This is a genomic window from Kitasatospora sp. NPDC056181, assembly GCF_042266225.1.
GTDB lineage: Bacteria > Actinomycetota > Actinomycetes > Streptomycetales > Streptomycetaceae > Kitasatospora.
Genome location: NZ_JBHJUK010000053.1, coordinates 17,958 through 42,196 on the forward strand (window position 1 = coordinate 17,958; position 24,239 = coordinate 42,196).

The following is a 24,239-nucleotide window of genomic DNA, read 5'->3' on the forward strand; positions in this document are numbered from 1 at the left end:
GCGCTCCCTCCGACGGCTGACACCACGTTAACGGCCCTCAGTCCACCAGGTCACGCACGACGGCGTCGGCCAGGAGGCGGCCCTGGAGGGTGAGGACGGCGCGGCCGACGGCGAACGGCTCCGCGGCGAGGAGGCCGTCGGCGAGGTGGCGGCCGGCCGCCTCCAGGCCGGTCCCCGTCAGGAGGGTGAGCGGGATGCCCTCGGCGAGGCGCAGTTCGAGCAGGATGCGCTCGACCCGGCGGTCCTCGTCCGCGAGCACCTCACGGCCCTGGGCCGGGGTGCGGCCCTCCGCGAGGGCCTGCGCGTAGGCGGCGGGGTGCTTGGCGTTCCACCAGCGGACTCCGCCGACGTGGCTGTGCGCGCCGGGGCCGGCGCCCCACCAGTCGGCGCCGGTCCAGTACAGCTCGTTGTGGCGGCAGCGGCCCTCGGGGGTGGTGGCCCAGTTGGAGACCTCGTACCAGGAGTAGCCGGCGGCGGCGAGCGCCTGCTCGGCGATCAGGTAGCGGTCGGCGTGCACGTCGTCGTCGATCATCGGGAGCTCGCCGCGCTTGACCCTGGCGGCCAGCTTGGTGCCGTCCTCGACGATCAGCGAGTAGGCCGAGACGTGGTCCGGGCCGGCGCCGATCGCGGCGTCCAGGGAGGCCCGCCAGTCGTCGTCGGACTCGCCGGGGGTGCCGTAGATGAGGTCCAGGTTGACGTGCTCGAAGCCGGCCGCGCGGGCCTCGGCGACGCAGGCCTCGGGACGGCCGGGGGTGTGGTGGCGGTCGAGCAGTCGCAGCACGTGCGGGCGGGCGCTCTGCATGCCGAAGGAGACCCGGTTGTAGCCGCCGGCGCGGAGCTCGGCGAGGTAGGCCGGGTCGACGGACTCCGGGTTGGCCTCGGTGGTGACCTCGGCGTCGTCGGCGAGCCCGAACTCGTCGCGGATCGCGGCGAGCATCTTCACCAGGTCCCGGGCGGGCAGCAGGGTGGGCGTGCCGCCGCCGAGGAAGACGGTCCGCACCGGGAGGTCCGCGGTGCCGAGCACCTTCCGGGCCTGCCGGATCTCGGCGACCACGTTGTCCGCGTACGTCTCCTGCGAGGCGACCGCCCCCGAGGAGCGCAGCTCGGTGGCGGTGTAGGTGTTGAAGTCGCAGTAGCCGCAGCGGCTCGCGCAGTACGGCACGTGCAGGTAGAAGCCGAACGGCCGCGACCCGAGCCCGGCGAGGGCGTGCGCGGGCAGGGAACCGTCGGACGGCACGGGTTCGCCGTCGGGGAGTGCGGAGGGCATGACCCCATTGTCCCGTACGGCCCGCGCAACCACGCGGGCCGTACGGGACGGCGGCGGATCAGGCCTCGTTGGCGCCCGCGTACATCCCGGCGACGGCGTCCGCGTACGTCTTCTCGACGACCGGGCGCTTGATCTTCAGGCTGGGGGTGAGCTCGCCGTGCTCGACGTCGAGGTCGCGCGGCAGCAGGTGGAACTTCTTGATCGTCTGCCAGCGCTGGAGGTCGGCGTTGAGCCGCTGCACGAAGCCCTCGATCAGCTTGTGCACCTGCGGGTCGGCGACCACCTCGGCGTAGGACTTGCCGGCCAGGCCGTGCTCGGCGGCCCAGGGCATGATCACCGGCTCGTCCAGGCCGATCAGCGCGGTGCAGTAGTTGCGGCCGTTGCCGATCACCAGGACGTTGCTGACGAACGGGCAGACCGCCTTGAACTTGCCCTCGACCTCGCTGGGCGCGACGTACTTGCCGCCGGAGGTCTTGAACATGTCCTTCTTGCGGTCGGTGATCCGCAGGAAGCCGTCCGGGGAGAGCTCGCCGATGTCCTCGGTGTGGAACCAGCCGTCCGCCTCCAGCACCTCGGCGGTCTTCTCCGGCAGGTCGTGGTAGCCGCGCATGATGCCGGGGCCGCGGAGCAGGATCTCCCCGTCCTCGGCGATCCGGACCTCGGTCCCGGGCAGCGGACGCCCGACGGTGCCGATCCGGACGTCCTCGGCACGGTTGACCGTCGAGCCGGCACTGGTCTCGCTGAGGCCGTAGCCCTCCAGGATCGGGACGCCCGCGCCGGTGAAGAAGTAGCCGATCTCGGGGGCCAGGGCCGCGCTGCCGGAGACGGCACCGCGCATCCGCCCGCCGAACGCCGCGCGGATCTTGGAGTACACCAGCCTGTCGGCCAGCGCGTGCTGGAGACCGAGGGCGAACGGCACGCTGTCGCGGCCGGTGGCGATCCGGTTGGCCTGGGCCGTGCGGGCGTGGTCGCGGGCGACCTTGGCGGCCCAGAGGAAGATCTTGTACTTGGCGCCGCCCTCGGCCCGGGCCTTGCCGGCGATGCCGTTGTAGACCTTCTCGAAGATGCGCGGCGCCGAGGCCATGACGGTGGGCCGGATCACCGGCAGGTTGTGGATGATCCGGTCGACCCGGCCGTCCAGGGCCATCACGTGGCCGGTGGCGATCTGGCCGGAGATCAGCGTCTTGCCGAACACGTGCGACAGCGGCAGCCACATGTACTGGACGTCGTCGGCGGCCAGCAGCCCGCTCGCCTCCTGGGCACGCCCCTCGTACGCCCAGCAGTCGTGCACCAGGCGCACGCCCTTGGGGCGGCCGGTGGTACCGGAGGTGTAGATCAGGGTCGCCAGCTGCTCCTTGTCGAGCGCGGCGACGGCCTTCTCCACGGCGTCCGGGTGCTGCTCCAGGTACTCGGCGCCGAGCTGCTCCAGCTCGGCGAGGCCGAGCACGTTGAGCCCGCCGGACTCCGGGGCGGTGGCGGGCACGTCGAAGAGGATGACGGTCCGCAGCTCGGGCAGCTTCGCGGCCTGCTCCACGACCTTGGCCAGCTGGCCGGCGTTCTCCGCGAACAGGGCCCGGGAGCCGGAGTTGGAGAGGATGAAGGCCGTCTCGTCGGCGTTGGTGCTCGGGTAGACGGTGGTCGTGGCCGCGCCCGCGCACATGTTGCCGAGGTCGGCGACGACCCACTCCAGGCGGGTGGAGGAGGCCAGCGCGACCCGGTCCTCGGGCTGGATGCCGAGCGACATCAGGCCGGCGGCCACCGCCTTGACCCGGACGGCGGTCTGCGCCCAGGTCAGCGAGCGCCACTGCTCGGCCCCGGGGGCACTGTCCGCGGCCTGCTCGTCCACGGGAGCGGGGTAGCGGTAGGCCTCGCCGGCCGGGGTGGCGGCGACCCGCTCCAGGAACAGGTGGGCGACGGAGGCAGGACGCCCGGCGACGATGTCGTCACGGCCGGAGTCGATCAGGGACTGCGCGGAACTCAACGAGGACCTCCGGGGGCGGGTGGCCGTCTGAGGGACTGTCGCGGCTCCCGTGGGGGCGGTCGCCGGGCCCCCGGGCAACCGGAGCGGTACCGGTGAGTAACAAGGGGGCAGTCAGCAGCCTAGGGGGAAACCGGTCATTCCGTAAGGGGGCGGTCCCGGCTGGCACCCCACCGGGCGGCCGGTGCAGCCCGCCGGCACCCCCTGCGGCCCGGCCCGCCGCGCGTTCGGGCAAAGGACTGGACAAACATCCGGGCGGACTACCGGGAATAGCCTGTACGAGTCCACCAAAGCACGAGAATCGGGATGCGAATCCCCCCGCCGACGACAAGAGTGTGCCAGTGCTGATCAGACTGCTCAGGGCGTACCTGCGCCCCTACTCCCGACCGATCACCCTGCTGGTGCTGCTCCAGCTGGTCTCGACGCTCGCCCTGCTCTACCTGCCCACGCTCAACGCCGACATCATCGACGACGGGGTCGTGAAGGGCGACACCGGCACCATCCTGCGCCTCGGCGGCGTGATGATCGCCGTCACCGTGCTCCAGTCGCTCTGCTCCATCGGCGCGGTCTACTACGGCGCGCGCACCGCGATGGCCGTCGGCCGGGACGTCCGGGCCGCCGTCTTCGACCGGGTGCAGAGCTTCTCCGCCCGCGAACTCGGCCAGTTCGGCGCCCCCTCCCTGATCACCCGCACCACCAACGACGTCCAGCAGGTCCAGATGCTGGTCCTGATGTCCTTCACGCTGATGGTCGCCGCACCGATCATGTGCGTCGGCGGCATCATCATGGCGCTCAACCAGGACGTCCAGCTCTCCGCACTGCTGCTCGCCGTCGTCCCGGTCCTCGGCATCGTGGTCGCCCTGCTGGTCCGCGCACTGCGCCCGAAGTTCCGCAGCATGCAGACGAAGATCGACACCGTGAACCGGATCCTGCGCGAGCAGATCACCGGCATCCGGGTCATCCGCGCCTTCGTCAAGGACGACCACGAGCAGAACCGGTTCGACGGAGCCAACGGGGACCTCACCGGCGTCTCGCTCCAGGTCGGCCGGCTGATGTCCCTCATGTTCCCGACCGTGATGCTGGTGGTGAACGTCTCCAGCGTCGCCGTGCTCTGGTTCGGCGCGCACAGGATCGACAGCGGCGGCATGGAGATCGGCGCGCTGACCGCCTTCCTCTCCTACCTGATGCAGATCCTCATGAGCGTCATGATGGCCACCTTCATGTTCATGATGGTGCCCCGCGCCGAGGTCTGCGCCGAACGCATCCAGGAGGTCCTGGACACCCGCTCCAGCGTCGTCCCGCCGTCCGCGCCGGTCACCGACGTGCTCGCCCGCGGCAACCTGGAGCTGCGCGACGTCGAGTTCCGCTACCCCGGCGCCGAGGCCTCGGTGCTGCGCGGCATCGACATCACCGCCGGCCCCGGCCAGACGACCGCCGTCATCGGCTCCACCGGCAGCGGCAAGTCCACCCTGCTCGGCCTCGTCCCCCGGCTCATCGACGCCACCTCCGGACAGGTCCTGCTCGACGGCGTCAACGTGCGCGACCTCGCCCCCGAGACCATCGCCGAGACCGTCGGGCTCGTCCCGCAGAAGCCCTACCTGTTCACCGGCACCGTCGCCAGCAACCTGCGCTACGGCCGGCCCGACGCCACCGACGAGGAGCTCTGGCACGCCCTCGACGTCGCCCAGGCCAGGGAGTTCGTCGAACGCTTCCCCGAGGGCCTGGACGCGCCCATCGCCCAGGGCGGCAGCAACGTCTCCGGCGGCCAGCGCCAGCGCCTCGCGATCGCCCGCGCACTGGTCCGCAAGCCCGGCGTCTACCTGTTCGACGACTCCTTCTCCGCGCTCGACTACGCCACCGACGCCCGGCTCCGCAAGGCGCTCGCCCGCGAGACCTCCGACGCCACCGTGCTGATCGTCGCCCAGCGCGTCTCCACCATCCGCGACGCCGACCGGATCATCGTGCTCGACGAGGGCGCCGTGGTCGGCAGCGGCACCCACGGCGAGCTGATGGCCGACAACCCGACGTACCGGGAGATCGTGCTCTCCCAGCTCACCGAGCAGGAGGCGGCGTGACCACCCCGGAGATGACCCCGGAGAAGACCCCGGACGGCGCCCCGGACGGCGCCCCGGACCGCGCCCCGGCCGGGCTGACGCCGCTGACGAAGGGCCCGGCGCAGGCCGCCGGAACCGGCAAGGCGGGCCCCGGCGGCGCGGCCCCCGGCGAACCCCGCAGCGACTCGCAGTCCGCCGCCGCCCGCCGCGGACCGGCCGGCCCCGGCCGGTTCATGGGCGGCCAGGGCGCCGAGAAGTCGATGGACTTCAAGGGCTCCGGCAAGCGCGTCCTCAAACTGCTGCGCCCGGAACGCAACCTGCTCGCCGGCGTCCTCGCCCTCGGCGTGCTCAGCATCGGCTGCGCCGTGACCGGCCCCAAGATCCTCGGCAACGCCACCGACCTGATCTTCGCCGGCGTCGTCGGCGCCAAGTTCCCGGCCGGCACCTCCAAGGAGCAGGTCGTCGCGGGCCTGCGCGCCGGCGGCGACGGCAGCGTCGCCGACCTGCTCTCCTCGATCGACTTCACCCCCGGCCAGGGCATGGACTTCGGGGCGATCGGCACCGTGCTGCTCTGGGTGCTGGCGATCTACGTCGCCTCCGCCCTCTTCGGCATCGTCCAGGGCCGGCTGGCCACCACCGCCATCCAGCGGGCCGGCTACCGGCTGCGCCAGGACGTCGAGGCCAAGCTCGCCCGGCTGCCGCTCAGCTACTTCGACAAGCAGCCCCGCGGCGAGGTGCTGAGCCGGGTCACCAACGACATCGACAACATCAGCCAGTCCATGCAGCAGACCATGGGCCAGGTGGTGAACTCGCTGCTCACCGTCGTCGGCGTGCTGGCCATGATGTTCTGGATCTCGCCGCTGCTCGCCCTGATCGCGCTGGTCTCGGTGCCGCTCTCGGTGGTCGTGGCGACCAAGGTCGGCAAGCGGGCACAACCGCAGTTCGTCCAGCAGTGGAAGTCCACCGGACAGCTCAACGCCCACATCGAGGAGATGTACACCGGGCACGCCCTGGTCAAGGTCTTCGGCCGGCAGAAGGAGTCCGCCGAGACCTTCCGCGAGCACAACGAGTCGCTCTTCGAGTCCAGCTTCCGGGCCCAGTTCATCTCCGGGATCATCCAGCCCGCGATGATGCTCATCGGCAACCTGCAGTACGTGCTGGTCGCCGTGGTCGGCGGGCTCCGGGTGGCCGGCGGCGCGCTGTCGATCGGCGACGTCCAGGCCTTCATCCAGTACTCGCGGCAGTTCAGCCAGCCGCTCACCCAGGTCGCCAGCATGGCCAACCTGGTGCAGTCCGGCGTCGCCTCCGCCGAACGCGTCTTCGAACTGCTGGACGCGCCCGAGCAGACCCCCGAGCCGGCCATGCCGGAACGCCCCGACGCCGTCCGCGGCCGGGTCGCCTTCCAGGACGTCTCCTTCCGCTACGACCCCGACAAGCCCCTCATCGAGGACCTCTCGCTCAAGGTCGAGCCCGGGCAGACCGTCGCCATCGTCGGCCCCACCGGCGCCGGCAAGACCACCATGGTCAACCTGCTGATGCGGTTCTACGAGGTCAGCGGCGGCCGGATCACCCTCGACGGGGTCGACATCGCCGCGATGTCCCGCGAGGACCTGCGCTCCGGCATCGGCATGGTGCTCCAGGACACCTGGCTGTTCGGCGGCACCATCGCCGAGAACATCGCCTACGGTGCCGACGGCGCCACCCGCGAACAGGTCGTCGAGGCGGCCAAGGCCGCGCACGTCGACCGCTTCGTCCGCACCCTGCCGGACGGCTACGACACCAAGATCGACGACGAGGGCACCGGCGTCAGCGCCGGCGAGAAGCAGCTCATCACCATCGCCCGGGCGTTCCTCGCCCAGCCGTCGATCCTCGTCCTGGACGAGGCCACCAGCTCGGTCGACACCCGTACCGAGGTGCTGATCCAGCGCGCCATGGCCCGGCTGCGCACCGGCCGCACCAGCTTCGTGATCGCCCACCGCCTCTCGACCATCCGGGACGCCGACGTGATCCTGGTGATGGAGAGCGGCTCGATCGTCGAGCAGGGCACGCACGACGAGCTGATCGCCGCCGACGGCGCGTACGCGCGGCTGTACAAGGCACAGTTCGCCGAGGCGGTGGCCGAGGTCGACTGACCGGTCACGCCCGGCGGAGGAGCCGGAGGGGGACGTCGGCGTCACGACGTCCCCCTCCGGCTCTTCGTCTTGCGGGTGGCGGGCGCTACCGTGGGGCCCGTGAGTGACGACCCGTCGGCTGCGGCCGTGTCCGGCCCGGACGCGATCCCGGGCACGAACCCGACCACCGGCCCGGACGCGAACCCGGGAACGAACCCGGACGCCGGCCCGGACGCCGGCCCGGACGCCTTCGAGGCGAACCGGCGTTACCTGGGCTCGGTCGCCTACCGGCTGCTCGGCTCGTTCAGCGACGCAGAGGACGTCCTGCAGGAGGCCTGGCTGCGCTGGCGGTCCGTCGACCACTCCACCGTCGCCGACCCGCGGGCCTTCCTCACCACCGTCGTCACCCGGCTCTGCTACGACCAGCTCGGCTCCGCGCGGGCCCGCCGGGAGGCCTACTTCGGCGAGTGGCTGCCCGAGCCGGCCGTCTCCTACCAGGACTCCCCCGCCTCCCCGGCCGAGCTGGCCGAGCTCGGCGAGTCGGTCTCCCTGGCGCTGCTCACCGTCCTGGAGCAGCTGACCCCGGCCGAACGCGCCGCGTTCGTGCTGCACGACGTCTTCTCCGTCGGCTTCGACGAGATCGCCGCCTCGCTCGACCGCTCCCCCGAGGCCACCCGCCAGCTCGCCTCCCGGGCCCGGCGCCGGGTGAAGGACGGCGGACGCCGCGCCACCGCCGACCCCTCCGAGCACCGGCAGGCGGTGGAGGCGTTCGCCGCCGCGACCACCCGCGGCGACATCGAGGGCCTGCTCTCCGTGCTCGACCCGGACATCGTCTGGCACTCCGACGGCGGTGGCATCGTCAGCGCCGGCGCCCGCCCGGTGTTCGGCGCCGACAAGGTCTCCCGACTGGTCCGCGGCCTGATCGCCAAGTGGTTCACCCCCCGCATGCGCCTCGACCTCGCGCTGGTCAACGGCGAACCGGGCCTGCTCTGGATCGACGAGTCCGGCGCGGTCGGCGGCGTGCTGGCCTTCACCGTCTCCGACGGCCGGATCACCGAGGCCTACGTGGTGGTCAACCCCGAGAAGCTGACCCGGATCGCACCGGCTGCCGGCTGACCCGGATCACGCCGACCGCCGGCTGACCCGACCCCGCATCCGGAACGTGACACAGGTCACTGTCACGGTCCGGGCGGCCACGTCGTCCCCTTCCCGAAAACGCGGCGGGCGCAGGCCCGCAGCGAACGCAGAACACAGCGGGCGCTTCGAGAGGGCGCTTCGGAGGAGGCGGACGACATGGCCGAGAAGCAGATCGTCGTACTGGGTGCCGGCTACGCGGGGCTGGCCGCGGCGGCCCGGGCGGGCGGACGGCGCAACCGGGTGACCCTCGTCGCCCCCGAGACCCGTTTCCTGCACCGCGTCCGCCAGCACGAGACCGCCGCCGGCCACCCCGCGCAGCGGCCGACCGTCGCCCAGGTGGTCCGCGGCCGCGGCGTGCGGCACATCCCGGCGCGCGCCACCGCCCTCGACCTCGACGCCCGCAAGGTCACGCTGGACACCGGCGAGACCATCCCCTACGACACCCTGGTCTACGCCCTCGGCAGCCGCACCGCCTGGCACGGCGTCCCCGGCGCCGCCGAGCACGCCTACCCCGCCGAGCGGGCCGCCGAACTGGGCGCGCGCCTGCGCGCCGCCGACCGCCCGGGCACCGTCGCCGTGGTCGGCGGCGGCGCCACCGGCATCGAACTGGCCACCGAGATCGCCGAGGCCCACCCCCGCTGGACGGTCCGGATCGTCGCCGCCGGCCAGGTCGGCGGCTGGCTCTCGGCCCGCGGCCGCCGCCACATCCTGGACGTCATGGCCCGGCTCGGCGTCGAGGTGCACGAGCAGAGCACCGTCACCGCCGTCGACCCGGCCGGCCTGGACACCACCGCCGGCCGGATCCCCGCCGACCTGGTCGCCTGGGCCGCCGCCCTGGAGCCGCACCCGCTGGCCGCCGAGGCCGGTCTGACCGTCAACGCGGCCGGCCAGGCCGTGGTCGACGACCACCTGCGCTCGGTCTCGCACCCCGACGTCCACGTGATCGGCGACGCCGCCGAGGTCACCGTCCCCGGCACCGGCACCCTGCGGATGAGCTGCGCCACCGCCCTGCCGATGGGCCGCTACCTCGGCGGGCTGCTCGCCGGGGGCGCCGACAAGCCCTTCGCGTTCCGGTACGCGGTGCAGTGCCTGAGCCTCGGCCGCCGGGACGGGATGGTCCAGCTGATCCACGGCGACGACTCGATGCGGCCCACCGTGCTCACCGGCCTGACCGGGCGGCTGATCAAGGCGCTCATCGTCAACGGCGTGGTGTGGTCCCTGCGGTGACCCCGACGGGCCGGCGGTGCCGGAGCCACGGCACCGCCGGCCGGTGACCACGCACCCCCCGGTGCGCCGGGACGTGCCGAGGGGTCGGGGCGGGTGTCGAGGGCCCGGGACATGCCGGAGGCCCGGGGCGGTTCGCCCCGGGCCTCTCGTGCGCCGTCGGTTACTTCTTCTCCTTCGGCGCCTCGGCGTCGGTGGACAGCGCGGCGATGAAGGCCTCCTGCGGCACCTCCACGCGGCCGACCATCTTCATCCGCTTCTTGCCTTCCTTCTGCTTCTCCAGCAGCTTGCGCTTACGCGAGATGTCACCGCCGTAGCACTTGGCGAGAACGTCCTTGCGGATCGCGCGGACCGTCTCACGGGCGATGACCCGGGAGCCGATGGCCGCCTGGATCGGCACCTCGAACTGCTGGCGCGGGATCAGCTTCTGCAGCTTGCCCGCCATCATCACGCCGTAGTTGTAGGCCTTGTCCTTGTGCACGATCGCGGAGAACGCGTCCACCGCGTCGCCGTGCAGCAGGATGTCGACCTTCACCAGACTGGCGCTCTGCTCGCCGATGGGCTCGTAGTCGAGCGAGGCGTAGCCGCGGGTCTTGGACTTCAGCTGGTCGAAGAAGTCGAAGACGATCTCCGCGAGGGGGAGGGTGTAGCGCAACTCGACCCGGTCCTCGGAGAGGTAGTCCATGCCCTGGAGGTTGCCGCGGCGGGACTGGCAGAGCTCCATGATCGCGCCGACGAACTCGTTCGGCGCCAGGATGGTCCCGCGCACGACCGGCTCGAACACCTCGGCGATCTTGCCGGTCGGGAACTCGCTCGGGTTGGTGACCGTGTGCTCGGAGCCGTCCTCCATCACCACGCGGTAGACCACGTTCGGGGCGGTGGAGATCAGGTCGAGGTTGAACTCGCGCTCCAGCCGCTCCCGGATGATCTCCAGGTGCAGCAGGCCGAGGAAGCCACAGCGGTAGCCGAAGCCCAGCGCCACCGACGTCTCCGGCTCGTAGACCAGCGCGGCGTCGTTCAGCCGCAGCTTGTCCAGGGCGTCGCGGAGCAGCGGGTAGTCCGAGCCGTCCAGCGGGTAGAGGCCGGAGAACACCATCGGGCGCGGGTCCTTGTAGCCGCCCAGCGCCTCGGTCGCACCCTTGTGCATCGAGGTGATGGTGTCACCGACCTTGGACTGCCGGACGTCCTTCACACCGGTGATGATGTAGCCCACCTCGCCGACGCCGAGACCGTCGGCGACCTTCGGCTCGGGCGAGATGACGCCGATCTCCAGCAGCTCGTGGGTCGCGCCGGTCGACATCATCGCGATCCGCTCGCGCTTGGTGAGCTGACCGTCCACGACACGCACGTAGGTGACCACGCCGCGGTAGGAGTCGTACACCGAGTCGAAGATCATCGCGCGGGCCGGGGCGTCCTTGACGCCGACCGGGGCCGGGATGGTGTTCACGATGTGGTCGAGCAGGTCCTCGACGCCGAGGCCGGTCTTGGCGCTGACCTGGAGCACGTCGGACGGGTCGCACCCGATGATGTGCGCGATCTCCGCGGCGTACTTCTCCGGCTGGGCGGCCGGCAGGTCGATCTTGTTGAGCACCGGGACGATCGTGAGGTCGTTCTCCAACGCCAGGTACAGGTTGGCGAGGGTCTGTGCCTCGATGCCCTGGGCGGCGTCCACCACGAGGATGGTGCCCTCGCAGGCCGCGAGGGAGCGGGACACCTCGTACGTGAAGTCCACGTGACCCGGGGTGTCGATCATGTTGAGGATGTGCGTCGTACCGGCGTTCGCCCCGGTCTTCGGCGCCCATGGGAGGCGGACGGCCTGCGACTTGATGGTGATGCCGCGCTCGCGCTCGATGTCCATGCGGTCGAGGTACTGGGCACGCATCTGCCGCGGGTCGACCACACCGGTGATCTGGAGCATCCGGTCTGCGAGCGTCGACTTGCCGTGGTCGATGTGGGCGATGATGCAGAAGTTGCGGATCAGCGCCGGGTCGGTACGGCTGGGCTCTGGCACATTGCTGGGGGTCGCGGGCACCTTGGTCCGATTCTCCGTTGGTCCGGGGGCCGGGTGCGTCCGGGTCATCGCTGACCGGCTTCCCGGGGACCGGACAGTCGTCCGATCGAAATAGTTCCTCCCATACTCCCACGAGCACGACGTGCGCCGCCGTTCGGTTCTTCCCCGGACGCCGGACGGTACCTCCCCGGGGGCGCTGACGGCACCTCCCCGGGGCGTCGGAGGTGCTGCCCCCGGGATGCCGGAAGGTACTGCCGCGGAGCATCGGACGGTGCTGCCGCGGGGCGCCGGACGGCGCTGCCGCAGGGAGTCGGACGGGTAGGGCGCCCTGGGGACCGGAGAGCGTCTCCCGAGTGCCGGACGGCACCTCCCGGGTGCCCGGAGCTGCGGCAGGATGCGGTCGCATGATCCTGGAAAGCGCGCTTCTCGATGTCGTCCCCGGCCAGGAGGAGGCCTTCCTCGCCGCCTTCGCGCAGGCCCGGCCGCTGATCGCGGTCCAGCCCGGCTTCCGCTCGCTGGAACTGCGGCGCTGCCTGGACGAGGGCCACACGTCGCGGTTCCTGCTCCAGGTGGAGTGGGAGCGGCTGGAGGACCACACGGACGGGTTCCGCCGCTCCGCCGAGTACGGTCGCTGGCGGGAGCTGCTGCACCGCTTCTACGCGCCGTTCCCCGAGGTCGAGCACTACGGCGAGCCGGTGCTCCGGGCCTGATCCGTCCGCTGCCGCCCCTGCTCCGCCCCGCCGGCCCCGGACGGCTCACGGCGGGAGGCCGGCCGACGGGGCCGCCCGACAGGCCGGCCGGCGGCCGACCGGTTTGGGGCGGGGGCTGCGCCCCTGGTAGCGTTGGCCGCTGCACCTGGCCTCGGCATGCCCTCTCAGCTGGTCCGACGGCCGCGTGGTGCAGCCCGTTCAAACCGTTTACACACAAGACTGAGGCACTTTCGTGGCGAACATCAAGTCCCAGATCAAGCGCAACAAGACCAACGAGAAGGCGCGCCTGCGCAACAAGGCCGTCAAGTCCTCGCTGAAGACCGCTCTGCGCAAGGCCCGTGAGGCCGCTGCCGCCGGCGAGACCGAGAAGGCCGTCGTGCTGGCCCGTGCCGCCTCCAAGGCGCTCGACAAGGCCGTGAGCAAGGGCGTCATCCACGCCAACCAGGCCGCCAACAAGAAGTCGGCCATCACCAAGCGCGTCAACGCCGTCCAGGCCTGACGCCCCGGGGCCACCGGCCCCACCCCCTCGGGACGAACCGGCCCTCTACCCGGACCCCCGAGGTGAGAATCGAGACTCGCACCGTACGCGGCCTGCGTTCGCCACGCGGGTGCGGTGCAAAGGCAGTACGGCAGGCGCCGCAGCGGACCTCTCCCCAGAGGCTGCTGCGGCGCCTGTCGCGTTCTGTGGTCCGACCGCTATGGTCGGTCACGGCGGTTCCGGGATCACGGTCGCGGCGGCCTCCTCGGCGGCAGGCGCCGTACGGCGAGTACGCGGACTGCTTCGGCGGCCGCTTCGGCAACGCGTGGCCTCGGCAACGCGTGGCCTCGGCAGCGCCCGACTTCGGCGAAGGCGCGTCGCCGGACTCGTCACAGCTCGAATTCGCTGTTCCGCTGGATTCGTCGGTCTCAACGACGCCACCGAATGCACGGAAGCACTGAAGGCCTCGAAGGCCCAGGGGGGACCACCTATGGCGACGCCACCGCCACCACCGCCGGCCCAGGGCGGGCCGGGGTTCACCGGCTTCCCGCAGCAGCCACCGCGGCCGGCGGGCGCACCCGGGTTCGGCCCGCCGCCCGGGCTGCCCTCCTCGCCCGGACTGCCGCCCACCTCCCCCGGACTGCCGCCGGCCCCGTCCGGGCCGGCCGGCGGGCCCGGCGGGTCAGGCGGCGCGGGCGGGACGGGCCGCAAGGGCGGGAACCTGCGGCGCAACGCCGTCTGGGCGTTCGTGGGCGCCATCCTCGCCTCGGTCGTCTGGTCCGGCGCCGTGGCCGTCGTGCCCCGGATGGTGCAGGGCCACTCCTCGGCGCAGAGCATCCACGGGTACCACGCCATCGACAAGATCTGCGAGGCGGGCAAACTCACCGCGTTCCGGCAGAAGTACAAGATGGTGGACAACTACCCGCTGGAGCACACCGGCCGCAGCGACTCCATGGACATCATGCGGTGCTACGCCCTGATGAAACGCTCCGTCAGCGGGAGCGACACGCCGGACTACGCCACCCTCGACATCCGCGTCGAGTTGCACAAGGCCGTCGACTCCTCGCCCGAGTACGCCGCCACCCGGCACTACTTCGAGCAGCAGAAGTTCGAGATCGCCGACGTGCCGAACCTCGGCCAGGAGGCGTACTACGCGTACGGCGACGAGCCGACCAGCTCCGACAAGACCTTCCACGACATCAACTACTACCTCGTGGTCAGGGACGGCGGCATGACGTTCTCGCTCTACTGGACCGACAACTACCAGCTCGGCAAGGACGCCACGCTGGAGCGCGACACCGTCCGGCGGGCCATGCTCGACGACACCCGGGACATCCTCAAGGCGATCGGCGGGAAGTAGGCGGGGGCTTCTGCCCGGCCAGCTCGGGGCACGCCCCAGACCTCGCCCCGGACCTGCCGCTCCCGCCCGTACGGGTCTCCTCCGCGCGGGCCGCTCCCTTGCCGTCCTCGCCGTTGCTTTTGCGCCCTCTCAGCCCTGGCCGTTCCCTCGCCGCCCTGGCCGTTCCCTCGCCGCTCAGTACGGGCGGGAGCCGGCCCGGGCGGCCCGGGCGACGGCGACCACGGCGCGTTCCAGGGCGTAGGCCGGGTCGTCGGAGCCCCCCTTGACAGCGGCGTCCGCCTGCGCGATCGCGGTCAGGGCGGTGGCCACGCCGTCGCCCGTCCAGCCGCGCATCTGCTGGCGGACCCGGTCGACCTTCCACGGCGGCATGCCCAGCTCGCGCGCCAGGTCGGCCGGGCGCATGTTCCGCCCGGCGGTGGCCAGCCGGCCGATGCTGCGCACCCCGGACGCCAGCGCGTAGGTGATGCCGGTCGGCGGCTGCCCCACGGCCAGCGCCCAGCGCAACCGTTCCAGCGCCTCGGCGGCCCGGCCGGTGACCGCCAGGTCCGCCACCTCGAAGCCGGTCGCCTCGGCCCGGCCGCTGTAGTAGCGGGCCACCACCGTGTCGTCGATCGTGCCCTCGACGTCCGAGGTGAGCTGGCTGCACGCCGCCGCCAGCTCGCGCAGGTCGCTGCCAAGCGCGTCCAGCAGCGCCTGGCACGCCTCCGGGGTCGCCGACCGCCCGAGCGTCCGAAACTCGCCCTTCACGAAGGCCAGCCGCTCCGACGCCTTGGCCAGCTTCGCGCAGGCGACCTCGCGGCCGCCGGCCTTGCGCCCCGCGTCCAGCAACCCCTTGCCCTTGGCGCCGCCCGCGTGGACCAGCACCATGATCACTTCTTCGGCCGGGGCCTCGATGTACGCCTTGACCTCCTTCACGGAGTCGGCGCCGAGGTCCTGGGCCGCGCGGACCACGATCACCTTGCGCTCGGCGAAGAGCGAGGGCGTGGTCAGCTCGGCCAGGCTGCCGGGCTGGAGGCTCCCGGGCGCGAGATCACGTACGTCGGTGTCCGGGTCCGCCGCCTTCGCCGCCGCCACCACCTGGGCGACCGCGCGGTCCAGCAGCAACTCCTCCTGACCGACCGCGAGGGTCAGCGGGGCGAGCAGGTCATCGGGTGCACTCTTCCTGGCCATCGCGTACCAGCATCCCACGCGGCACGGACAGGCCTGCCCGGCCAGCGGGGCGCAGGGCGCGGGCGCGGGGCCGCGGACTCGGGGGCACTGGGCGCGGGGCCGCGGACTCGGGGGTGCGGCGCGCTGGGTGCGGGGTGGGGTGCGATGCGCTGGGCTCTGGTTACTGGTTACTGGGCGACAGGGGCGTCCGGGGGGTGGGCGCCGCGCCCGCGGGAGCGCCTTGGAGAATGGACCGGTGACCGACGACCACACCATCGACCAGCCGGACGCCTTCGATCCGAACGCCCGGCAGCTCCTCGTCCTGCCCGACCGCGACGCCGCCGAGGAGGCCGCGGAGGAGCTCAGTGCCAACCACCCCGACCTCGGCGAACTGGAAATCGTCCGGGACGCCCTGGCCGGCGAGGACGACGCCGAGGACGCCCAGTGGCTGGTGGTCGTGGAACCCCCTGAGGACGGCTGGACCCCCGGCCATCTGCGTGCCCTCGACGCCATCGCCGCCGAGGCCGACGGCTGGCGCGAAGAGGGCTGATCCTCACCGCCCGGCGTCCTGGCGGTGCCCTGGCCTCTCTGCCTTCGCCCCGCCCGCTCCCTCCCTCTCGGCTTCGCGCTCCCTCTCGGCTTCACGGCCGGACAAATTCTGGACCTTGGCGGACGGTTCCGGACCGTTCTGCACGGCCATCACGCCGCTTCCGCGCCGGCCCCGGGCACTGCCCGGGGCCGGCGCGCCATCTGAGCCACGTCCTCGCACGTGCCCCCTTCCCTCATGCACCTCTCCCTCGCGCGCCCTGCCTGCCCTGTCCCCTCCTCCCGGTGGGGGAGAGCGAGTGAGCCGGAGGAGGCGCTCAGGTGGGCGGGCCGCGCGGCCCGCCCACCGGGTGGAGCGGACGGGAAGCGCGGGAACCGTGCAGGGCCTCGGCATCGTGCGGGTGGACCACGGCGCCGAGGCGCGCCGGGGTGTCACCCGTCACGGCGATGTCCCCGGCACGGTCCGTGCGCAGCACCGTCGCACCGAGGGCACGCAGGTGGTCGACCGTCCTCGCCGACGGATGGCCGTACGGATTGCCCTCGCCACAGGAGATCAACGCCAGCCGAGGGCGCAGGGCCGAGGCCAGGCCCCAGTCCTGATGCGCCGAGCCGTGATGGGCCACCTTCAGAACGTCCACCTTGACCCCGCTTCCCAATCTCCCCGACAACGCCGACTGCGCCGGCGGTTCGAGATCACCCAGCAGAGCCAGTTCCAGCCCGCCCGCGACGGTCACCAGCAGCGCGACGCTGGCGTTGTTGGCTCCGGTCGCATCACCCGGCAGCTCGGCCTCCGGCCAGACCACCTGCCAGGACAAGCCAGGCCCGACCGACCTCCGTTCACCCCGCCGGGCCCTCAGCACGGGAATTCCCGCGGCCGCCGCCCACCCGGTCACCCGGGCCGCCTCGCCCGGCGGATCGTTCACACTCGTCCCCTCGACCGCCCCGACCGCGCGCCCCCGCAACACCCCTGGCACGCCCTCCACGTGATCGGCGTGGAAGTGGGTCAGCAGCAACAGCGGAACCCGGGTGATCCCGAGGTCGCGCAGACAACGGTCCGCCGCCTGCGGGTCCGGACCGGCATCGACCACCACCGCGCTGTCCGTGGCCGTGCCACCGTCCGAGGTCACCGGCAGCACCAGCATGTCGCCCTGCCCCACGTCACACATGACCAGCCGCCACCCCGGGGGCGGCCAGCCCGTCGCGAGCCGGGTGAGCTGGGGCGGGCGCAGCAGCACGGCCAGCAGGACGAGGAGGAGAAGGCCCGCGACCACCGGCCGGATCCAACCGCGGCGAACGCGCGGGCCGGTCGCGGCCGTACGCCGGGGCAGCAGGAGCGGCACCGTCCAGCACAGCGCCACGGTCGCCAGGGCGAGCGTCACCGTACCGAGGAGTCCGCCCGGCCAGGAGAGCCGGCCTCCCGGCAGGTCGGCGCCGTGCCGGGCCACCGCTGCCAGCCAGCCGGCCGGCAGCCCGGCCACCTCCGCGAGCAGCCGGGCCGGCGCCGGGAGGAACGGGTCCAGTACGAGCACCGCGAAGCCGAGCAGAGTCGCCGGCGCCACCGCCAGCTCGGCCAGCAGGTTGCAGGGGACGGCGACGAGGCTGATGTGCCCGGACAGCACCACCGTCACGGGCGCGCAGAGCGCCTGCGCCGCGGCCGTCGCCCCTACGGCACCCGCCAGGTGGTGCGGCCAGCCGCGCGCCCGCAGGGCCCGGGCCCAGTGCGGGCCGAGGACCAGCAGGCCGGTGGTGGCGAGCACCGAGAGCAGGAAGCCGAACGACCGCGCCAGGTAGGGGTCGAGCAGCACCAGGAGCAGGACGGTGCCGGACAGGGCGGGCACCGCCTGGCGCGGACGGCCGGTCGCCAGCGCGAGCAGGCCGATCAAGCCGGTGCCGGCCGCCCGCAGCACGCTGGGCTCAGGCCGGCAGATGGTGACGAAGGCCAGCGTGACGGCCGTGCCGAGCAACGCGGTGGTGCGCAGGGAGAGCCCGAGCAGAGCTGCCAGGCCACGCCGTTCGGGGGTAGCGGCCCGCCCCGGCGCACCGAGCAGGACGCCGAGGACGATCGCGAGGTTGGCCCCGCTCACTGCGACCAGGTGTGCCATGTCGGTGGCCCGGAAGGCGTCCAGGAGGTCGCCGGGCAGCCGGGAGGTGTCCCCGACGACCAACCCCGGGAGCAGTCCTCGCGCGTCCGGCGGGAGCCCGTCGCTCGCGGACCGCAGACCCGCCCGCAGCCGGCCGGCGACCCGCTGCGGCAGGCTCGGCGGTACGAGCTCCCGGAGCGGCCCGTGCGCGACCAGCAGCGCGGCCGACTCGTCGTCGTGTCCCTCCCCCGCGGGGCGGACATCGGCCTCGACGGCCACCCGGGCCGACGGCAGCAGCCGCTGCCACTGGCCGATGTCCGGCCCGCGCGCCAGCACCGTCACCGGGGTCCGGGTCCTGGTCGCGCCGACGCCCGGCCCCGGCTCGGAGCCGGCCAGGACGGTGACCCGGTCCACCACGGCGTCCACGGTGAGGACGGCCTGCCCGGCGGTCGTCCCCCTGGTCCGGGAGGTGTGGGCCCTTGGGTCGCCGGTGATCGTCAGCTCGACGTCCACCGCGGGGGCGGGGCCCGCGACCCGGGCCAGCGCCGGCACCGGACCCCGGTGTAGGTCGGCGGTGTGCAGCAGGGTCACGGCGGTGGCCGCCGCACCGGTGAGCAGAACCGCGGCCGCCGTCACGCCGGCGCCTCGGCGCCGCCGCACGCCCGGGCGGGCGAGCAGGAAGACGGCGACGACCGCGGCCGCGCCCGCTGCAAGGAGCAGCAGGAGACCGTGGCCCGCGCCCGGGCCGAGGACGGCCGCCGTGACGGCCCACGCCGCGACGGCAGGCAGGAGCAGTCGAAGGTCGCTGACCGGAAAGGGGGTTGGGGACGGACGGGCGGTCAGCCGGAGGTCGACGGCCGTGCTGGCGGCGATGGCGGCACCTCCCTTCAACTGGGTCGGCGGGCGGGTGGGTGGGGACCGGTGGTCAGCACATCGAGGCAGGTCGGACCAGGCCTCCGGTCAGAGGGTGAGCATCGGTTTGATCTCCGCGTAGGTGCGCTCGCCGATGCCGCTCACCTGCCGGAGCTGGTCGAGTGAACGGAACGAGCCGTGGGCCGCGCGGAACGTCAGGATGCGTTGGGCGAGCGTCGGCCCGACCCCGGGGAGCGTGTCGAGTTGTTCGAGGGTGGCGTGGTTCAGGCTGACCGGCTGTTTCGGCCCGGCGGCCGCGGGAGGCCCGGCGCCCGCCCCGCCGGTCGGTGGTGCGGCCTGGTCGCCGACGAGGATCTGCTCACCGTCCGTCAGCACCCGCGCCAGGTTGAGGTTCTTGGTCTCCGTGTCGGGCAGCGGGCCACCGGCCACGCGCAGGGCATCGGCCACCCGGGCGCCGCTGGGGAGGGTGTGCACGCCGGGCGAGTGCACGCGGCCGCCGATGTCGACCACCACCACGGCGCCTGCCTCCGGGCCACCCGCACCGGGCGGAGCCGGACCGGGGACTGCCTCGGACGCCCCGGGAACGCTCCCCGCCGGTTCCGCCGGGGCGGCCACCCCCGGTACGTCGACCGGTTGCGGCCGGGCCAGCCAGAAGTGCTGTACGCCGTAGCCCGCGGAGAGCAGCAGCAGGAGGACCAGGCCCGCCAGGGCCCGCCGGTCGAGCACCACCGCCGGGCCGAACCGGAACGGCACACGATCCGCCGCACCGGCCACCGCACCGCCCGCGGCCGTACCACCCGCGGCCGCTGCTCCCTCGGTGGCCGTGCTGCCTGCCACCGCACCCGCCGACGCCCCGGGCAGCTCACCGAACCACGGCTCCGATGACGGCTCTGACGGCGCACCGGCCGGCAACCCGGACCGCACCACAGGCGGCTCCCCGAACAACGGCTCGCCCGGCTCAGCGGACGACGGTTCAGCGGTCGGTGGCACAACGCACGGCGGCTCAGCGGACGACGGCACAGCGGACGACGGTTCAGGCGGGGGCCCGGTGGTCGTCGTTCCTCCCGCCCCGGCCGACCCCCCGGCCGCCGGGAGCAGGGCCACCATCCGCAGGCGTGCGGTCTCGCTGATCTCCTGGCGCTTCCTCGCGCCGGTCCTCATGCTCGTCAGGCTTGTCAGGCTCGTCATGCGGAGCACCGTAGGAGCAGGTCCGGGACCCGCACGAGAATGGCCGAAGACCTGTGGAAAACCCGGGGGTTGTGGATAAATCAGGTCACTCGCACGAGGGATGAGGGCTCTTCAGAGTTGACCCCGCGCACCACACACCACGCACCACGCACCACGCGCACCACGCACCTCGCACCACACGCACGTCGCACCACACGCCACACGCCACCACACGCCACCACGAGTCGCCTCAGCGCGGCGAGACCACGACCGCCAGCAGCCCGGGCCCGGCGTGGGCGCCGATCACGGCGCCGACCTCACCCACGTACAGCTCCCGCAACCCCGGGACCCTCCCGCGCAGCCGTTCCGCGAGCGGCTCGGCCCGGTCCTCGGCCGCCAGGTGGTGAACGGCGATGTCGACCTCCCGCTCCCCCGCCTGCTCGACCGCGACCTCCTCCAGCCGGGCGATCGCCCGGGAGGCGGTCCGCACCTTCTCCAGCGGCTCGATCCGCCCGCCGTCCAGGTGCAGCAGCGGCTTCACCGCCAGGGCCGAGCCGAGCAGCGCCCGCGCCGCCCCGATCCGGCCGCCGCGACGCAGGTACTCAAGGGTGTCCACGTAGAAGAAACCGCTGGTCTGTGCCGTACGCCGGGTGACGGCCTCGGCCACTTCGGCCAGCTCCCGCCCGTCCGCGATCGCCTCGGCGGCGGCCAGCACGCCGTACCCCAGGGCCATGCCGACCAGCCGGCTGTCCACCACCCGCACCGGAACGGCCGCCTCGGCGGCAGCCAGCCGCGCCGCCTCCACCGTCCCGGACAGCTCGCCGGAGATGTGCACCGAGACGATCCCCCGGGCGCCCGCCTCCACCGCCGCCCGGTAGGCGGCGGCGAACGTCTCGGGGCTCGGCCGGGACGTCGTCACCCGCTGCTTGCCCCGCAGCGCCTCGGCCACGTCCTTGGGCGAGATCTCCACGCCCTCGGCGAGGGCCGTGTCGCCGACCGCGACACTCAACGGGACCACGGAGATTCCGTACCGGTCGACGGCCTCCTGCGGCAGATAGGCCGTGGAATCGGTGACAAGCGCGAGGTCGGCGGGCATGAGGCGGAGGTTACTCCGCGCCCGGCCCGGATGACAGCGCCCGGACCGGGTCACGCGCAAGCCCGGGAGCACCCCGGAATCCGGGGACCCACCGGGCCGCAACCGCTCAAGTCCACGGCCCGCGTCGCGCCGGGCCCGGGTCGCACGCAACCCGGCCCCCAGGAGCACGGGACCGCCGATTCGGACGACTCGGACGATCCAACCGACTCAACCGATCCAACCGGTTCAGCCGGTTCAGCTGGTTCAGCCGGTTCAGCCGGTTCAGCCGGTTCAGCCGGCCGACGGGCCCGCCGACGGCTTCCGCAGCCGCTCCGCCAGCCTTGCCAGCGGGTCGGCCAGCCCCAGCAGCTCCTCGGCCCCGGGCCGCCCGCCCCGGCCGTCGGTCAGCCCGGCCCGCTGGGCCTGCTCCCGGCCGGCCCCGGACGCCCCGCCGACAGACCCGGAGGTACCACCAGCGGCCGTGTCCCCGGCCGCGCCGCCCCCGGTGCCCGCGCCGCCCGACGCGTCCCAGTGCCGCAGCGCCCCCGCCTCGCTCTCGCACTCCTGGCTGAGCCGGCGCAGCTCGTCGTCCGCGAACCGGTGCATCCGGTCCTGGGCGGCCCAGCGCATCGTCTCGGCGGAGTGGGTGATCCGCCCGGCCCGTTCCCGCAACTCGGGGAGCTTGGTCGCGATCCGCCCGGAGTCCGGCTCGCGCTCCAGGATCCGCAGCTCGCCGTCGAGTTCCGCCGCGTGGGCGTCGAGCCGTCGCAGCAGGGCGAGCGACTCGCCGAGCTGGCCGTCCTGGGCGAGGCCGCTCTCCAGGACCTGGCGGGTGCCCTCCAGCGAGGTCCGCAGCCCGAGCCGGACGGCCGAGATCTGGCCGTGCGGGCCGGGCTTGGTGTAGGTCTTCGCCTTGAGGGTGACGTTCTCGACCGCGCGCCGGGCGTTGGCCTCGTGCCGCTCGACCTTCCTGGCGACCGCCTTCGCGGCCTTCACCGTGCCCACGACGGCCAGCGTCACCATCGCCAGTCCGAAGAGCAGGGCCAAGCCGACCATCACGCCGAGCATGTCCATCACGAACCACCTTCCGCCAGCCGAACCGGCCCCCACCGGGCCCAACGCGGGCCGGTCCACCGAGGGTTCCACGGTAGCCGCCGCGCGGGGTCCGGGGGCAGTGCAAACGGGGCTCCACAACCGAGATCAGGGACAGATCGGGGATCTCCCCCAGAGCCGGCCCCCGGGAGTCCCGCTCAACCCCAGGATTCCCGCTCAACCCCAAGAGTCCCGAGCAGCCCCGAGACCCGTCCCACTCAGCCCCGAAGCCCCGAAGCCCCGCCGGGCGAACCACCCAACTCACGGCAGCCCGGCCCGAAAAGGCCCCTCCCCTGCCCGGGGAGCACCAGCCTGGGGAGCACCAGTCCGGGGAGCACCCGCCCGAAACCACCCGGCCCGCGACGACGACAGAAGGGGCCGACCGGGGGCGCCGGCCGGACGAACCGGCCCGCGCCCCCAGTCCGGGGACGGGCTCCGGCAGCGCCCGCCGCCCCTCCCTACGCCCGGCCCCCTGCACCCGAGCTCCCTACATCCCGGCCCCCTACGCCCGAGCCCCCCTACGCCCGAGCCCCCTTCGTCCGCGGTCGCTACGCCCGCGCCGCCAGCAGCTCCCGCACCAGGCACACGGCCTCCGGCACCTCCACGTGGTCGTCCGGTGTGGCCCCGAAGTGCGCGCCCGCCGCCGTCAGCACCGCCGTGGCGCCGAGCCCGGCCACCAGGTCGCGCGCGTGCGTGGCCGGGTCCGGCTGGTTGACCGGGTCGTCCAGGGCCTGGAGGACCCGGAAGCCGTCCGCCGCGGCCCGGATCCGCGCCCAGTCGAACGGCTCGGCGAAGAACTCCTTCAGCACGTCGTACCCGACGTCCCGGGCCGGCGTAGCGACCAGCAGTACGCCGGCGAAGCGGCCGTGTGCCTCGGCGTCGTACTGCTCCAGGAACCGGAGCACGTTGGCCCCGCCGACGCTGTGACCGACCAGCACGGTGTCCCCGGCCGGTCCGGCGGCGCGGGCGGCCGCGCCGAAGGCGCTCCGCCAGGCGGCCAGGTCCGGTGCCTGCGGACCGGGCAGCGAGGGCACCGTGACGATGTCGCCGGACACCGCCAACTCCCGGGCCAGATATGGGAACCAGACACTGTCCTCGCGGGCCCCCAGGCCGTGCGACACCACGACTGCGCTCATGATTCTCCCCTTAATAAAAACGATCCGTCGCGTTTCGATTAAAGCTAGCACCGCTGCTACCGTGCTGTCATGCCAGAGCAGAAAGCCCGCCGCACCGGTGGGCGGATCCGCAGCGAGGAGGCCCACCAGGCCGTCCTCGCCGCCACCGCCGCGATCCTGGAGGAGAGCGGCTACCAGGCCGTCACCATGGAAAGGGTGGCCGCACGGGCCGAGGTCGCCAAGAGCACCATCTACCGCTGGTGGAGCTCGAAGGCCCTGCTCGTCCTCGACTCCTACCGCGAGACGGTCGCGCAGCGCATGCCCGAGCCGGACACCGGCAGCACCGCCGAGGACCTCGTCGCCTTCGTCGCCGCGCTCCACTCGGTCGCCCGGCACCCGCTCCGGGTGCGCGCGCTGCGCGGGCTGATGGCCGAGGCCCAGCTGGACCCGGCGTTCGAGGAACCGTTCCGCACCTGGGTGCAGAGCCGGCGAGCCGTGGTGCTGCGGATCCTCGCCCGCGGGGCCGACCGCGGCGAACTGCCCGCGACCGCCGACCTGGAGGCCGCCACCGACCAGCTCTTCGGCCTGTTCTGGTACCGCCTGCTGGTCGGCCACGCCCCGCTCGACCCGGCCGAGGCACCCGCGCACGTCTCCCGCCTCCTCGACGGACTCCGGAGCACCTGACCGCCCCGCCGAGCCACACGAAGCACCCCAGACCCCCCGGGCCCCGGCCCCACCAATCCGGGGAACCCACCGATCCGGGGAGCCCACCGCCCCGGGGAGCCCGGCGGTCCGGAGAGCCCGGCGGCCG

At 73.2% G+C, this 24,239-nt stretch carries 18 protein-coding genes; 9 read left to right on the plus strand and 9 right to left on the minus strand.

Annotated elements, in window-relative coordinates:
• Positions 1-37 precede the first annotated feature (37 nt).
• Positions 38-1,267, minus strand: coding sequence for a radical SAM family heme chaperone HemW (gene hemW, locus ACFC1F_RS20920; protein ID WP_376160187.1), 1,230 nt, complete (start codon positions 1,265-1,267; stop codon positions 38-40).
• Positions 1,268-1,325: 58 nt separating this feature from the next.
• On the minus strand, positions 1,326-3,248 hold the full coding sequence (locus tag ACFC1F_RS20925; protein ID WP_376160189.1) for an AMP-dependent synthetase/ligase: 1,923 nt from the start codon (positions 3,246-3,248) through the stop codon (positions 1,326-1,328).
• A gap of 338 nt (positions 3,249-3,586) precedes the next feature.
• On the opposite strand from ACFC1F_RS20925, the gene ACFC1F_RS20930 reads away from it, so the two are divergent.
• The 4 genes from ACFC1F_RS20930 to ACFC1F_RS20945 all read left to right on the plus strand — a co-directional run bounded on the left by ACFC1F_RS20930 (position 3,587) and on the right by ACFC1F_RS20945 (position 9,774).
• Entirely contained in the window at positions 3,587-5,320 is a 1,734-nt protein-coding gene (locus ACFC1F_RS20930) for an ABC transporter ATP-binding protein (protein WP_376160190.1), read from the plus strand.
• Between the two features lie 212 nt (positions 5,321-5,532).
• On the plus strand, positions 5,533-7,431 hold the full coding sequence (locus ACFC1F_RS20935; RefSeq protein WP_209413472.1) for an ABC transporter ATP-binding protein: 1,899 nt from the start codon (positions 5,533-5,535) through the stop codon (positions 7,429-7,431).
• A gap of 99 nt (positions 7,432-7,530) precedes the next feature.
• Complete coding sequence (gene sigJ, locus ACFC1F_RS20940; RefSeq protein ID WP_376160192.1) at positions 7,531-8,526, plus strand: RNA polymerase sigma factor SigJ; 996 nt, start codon at positions 7,531-7,533, stop codon at positions 8,524-8,526.
• Between the two features lie 177 nt (positions 8,527-8,703).
• On the plus strand, positions 8,704-9,774 hold the full coding sequence (locus ACFC1F_RS20945) for an NAD(P)/FAD-dependent oxidoreductase (protein WP_376160194.1): 1,071 nt from the start codon (positions 8,704-8,706) through the stop codon (positions 9,772-9,774).
• Positions 9,775-9,934: 160 nt separating this feature from the next.
• On the opposite strand, the gene lepA is transcribed toward ACFC1F_RS20945, so the two are convergent.
• Positions 9,935-11,803, minus strand: coding sequence for a translation elongation factor 4 (gene lepA / locus ACFC1F_RS20950; protein WP_209413301.1), 1,869 nt, complete (start codon positions 11,801-11,803; stop codon positions 9,935-9,937).
• Between the two features lie 383 nt (positions 11,804-12,186).
• Between lepA and ACFC1F_RS20955 the strand changes: the two genes are divergently transcribed.
• The 3 genes from ACFC1F_RS20955 to ACFC1F_RS20965 all read left to right on the plus strand — a co-directional run bounded on the left by ACFC1F_RS20955 (position 12,187) and on the right by ACFC1F_RS20965 (position 14,330).
• On the plus strand, positions 12,187-12,492 hold the full coding sequence (locus ACFC1F_RS20955; RefSeq protein ID WP_209413300.1) for an antibiotic biosynthesis monooxygenase: 306 nt from the start codon (positions 12,187-12,189) through the stop codon (positions 12,490-12,492).
• Positions 12,493-12,724: 232 nt separating this feature from the next.
• Positions 12,725-12,991 (plus strand): 30S ribosomal protein S20, encoded by a 267-nt coding sequence (gene rpsT, locus ACFC1F_RS20960; protein ID WP_238741111.1) that lies wholly within the window; start codon positions 12,725-12,727, stop codon positions 12,989-12,991.
• Positions 12,992-13,460: 469 nt separating this feature from the next.
• A complete protein-coding gene (locus ACFC1F_RS20965; protein WP_376160197.1) occupies positions 13,461-14,330 on the plus strand; it encodes a hypothetical protein in 870 nt (289 codons plus the stop codon).
• A gap of 174 nt (positions 14,331-14,504) precedes the next feature.
• Here the strand turns inward: ACFC1F_RS20965 and holA are convergent, their stop codons facing one another.
• A complete protein-coding gene (gene holA, locus ACFC1F_RS20970; protein WP_376160199.1) occupies positions 14,505-15,500 on the minus strand; it encodes a DNA polymerase III subunit delta in 996 nt (331 codons plus the stop codon).
• 235 nt (positions 15,501-15,735) lie between these two features.
• On the opposite strand from holA, the gene ACFC1F_RS20975 reads away from it, so the two are divergent.
• Positions 15,736-16,029 carry a hypothetical protein gene (locus ACFC1F_RS20975; RefSeq protein WP_307853198.1) on the plus strand — a complete coding sequence of 98 codons (294 nt, stop codon included), beginning with the start codon at positions 15,736-15,738 and terminating at the stop codon, positions 16,027-16,029.
• Between the two features lie 313 nt (positions 16,030-16,342).
• On the opposite strand, the gene ACFC1F_RS20980 is transcribed toward ACFC1F_RS20975, so the two are convergent.
• From ACFC1F_RS20980 to ACFC1F_RS21000, 5 genes are all read right to left on the minus strand, one after another.
• A complete protein-coding gene (locus ACFC1F_RS20980) occupies positions 16,343-18,997 on the minus strand; it encodes a ComEC/Rec2 family competence protein (protein ID WP_376160201.1) in 2,655 nt (884 codons plus the stop codon).
• Between the two features lie 69 nt (positions 18,998-19,066).
• On the minus strand, positions 19,067-19,816 hold the full coding sequence (locus ACFC1F_RS20985) for a helix-hairpin-helix domain-containing protein (RefSeq protein ID WP_376160203.1): 750 nt from the start codon (positions 19,814-19,816) through the stop codon (positions 19,067-19,069).
• Positions 19,817-20,396: 580 nt separating this feature from the next.
• Positions 20,397-21,242 carry a DegV family protein gene (locus ACFC1F_RS20990; RefSeq protein ID WP_376160205.1) on the minus strand — a complete coding sequence of 282 codons (846 nt, stop codon included), beginning with the start codon at positions 21,240-21,242 and terminating at the stop codon, positions 20,397-20,399.
• A gap of 270 nt (positions 21,243-21,512) precedes the next feature.
• Positions 21,513-22,295, minus strand: a complete 783-nt coding sequence (locus ACFC1F_RS20995; protein WP_376160207.1) for a hypothetical protein — start codon at positions 22,293-22,295, stop codon at positions 21,513-21,515.
• Between the two features lie 566 nt (positions 22,296-22,861).
• Positions 22,862-23,449, minus strand: a complete 588-nt coding sequence (locus tag ACFC1F_RS21000) for an alpha/beta fold hydrolase (RefSeq protein ID WP_376160209.1) — start codon at positions 23,447-23,449, stop codon at positions 22,862-22,864.
• A 69-nt stretch (positions 23,450-23,518) separates the two neighbouring features.
• Here ACFC1F_RS21000 and ACFC1F_RS21005 point away from each other — a divergent pair, with 69 nt between their 5' ends.
• Complete coding sequence (locus ACFC1F_RS21005) at positions 23,519-24,112, plus strand: TetR/AcrR family transcriptional regulator (RefSeq protein ID WP_376160211.1); 594 nt, start codon at positions 23,519-23,521, stop codon at positions 24,110-24,112.
• Positions 24,113-24,239 lie beyond the last annotated feature (127 nt).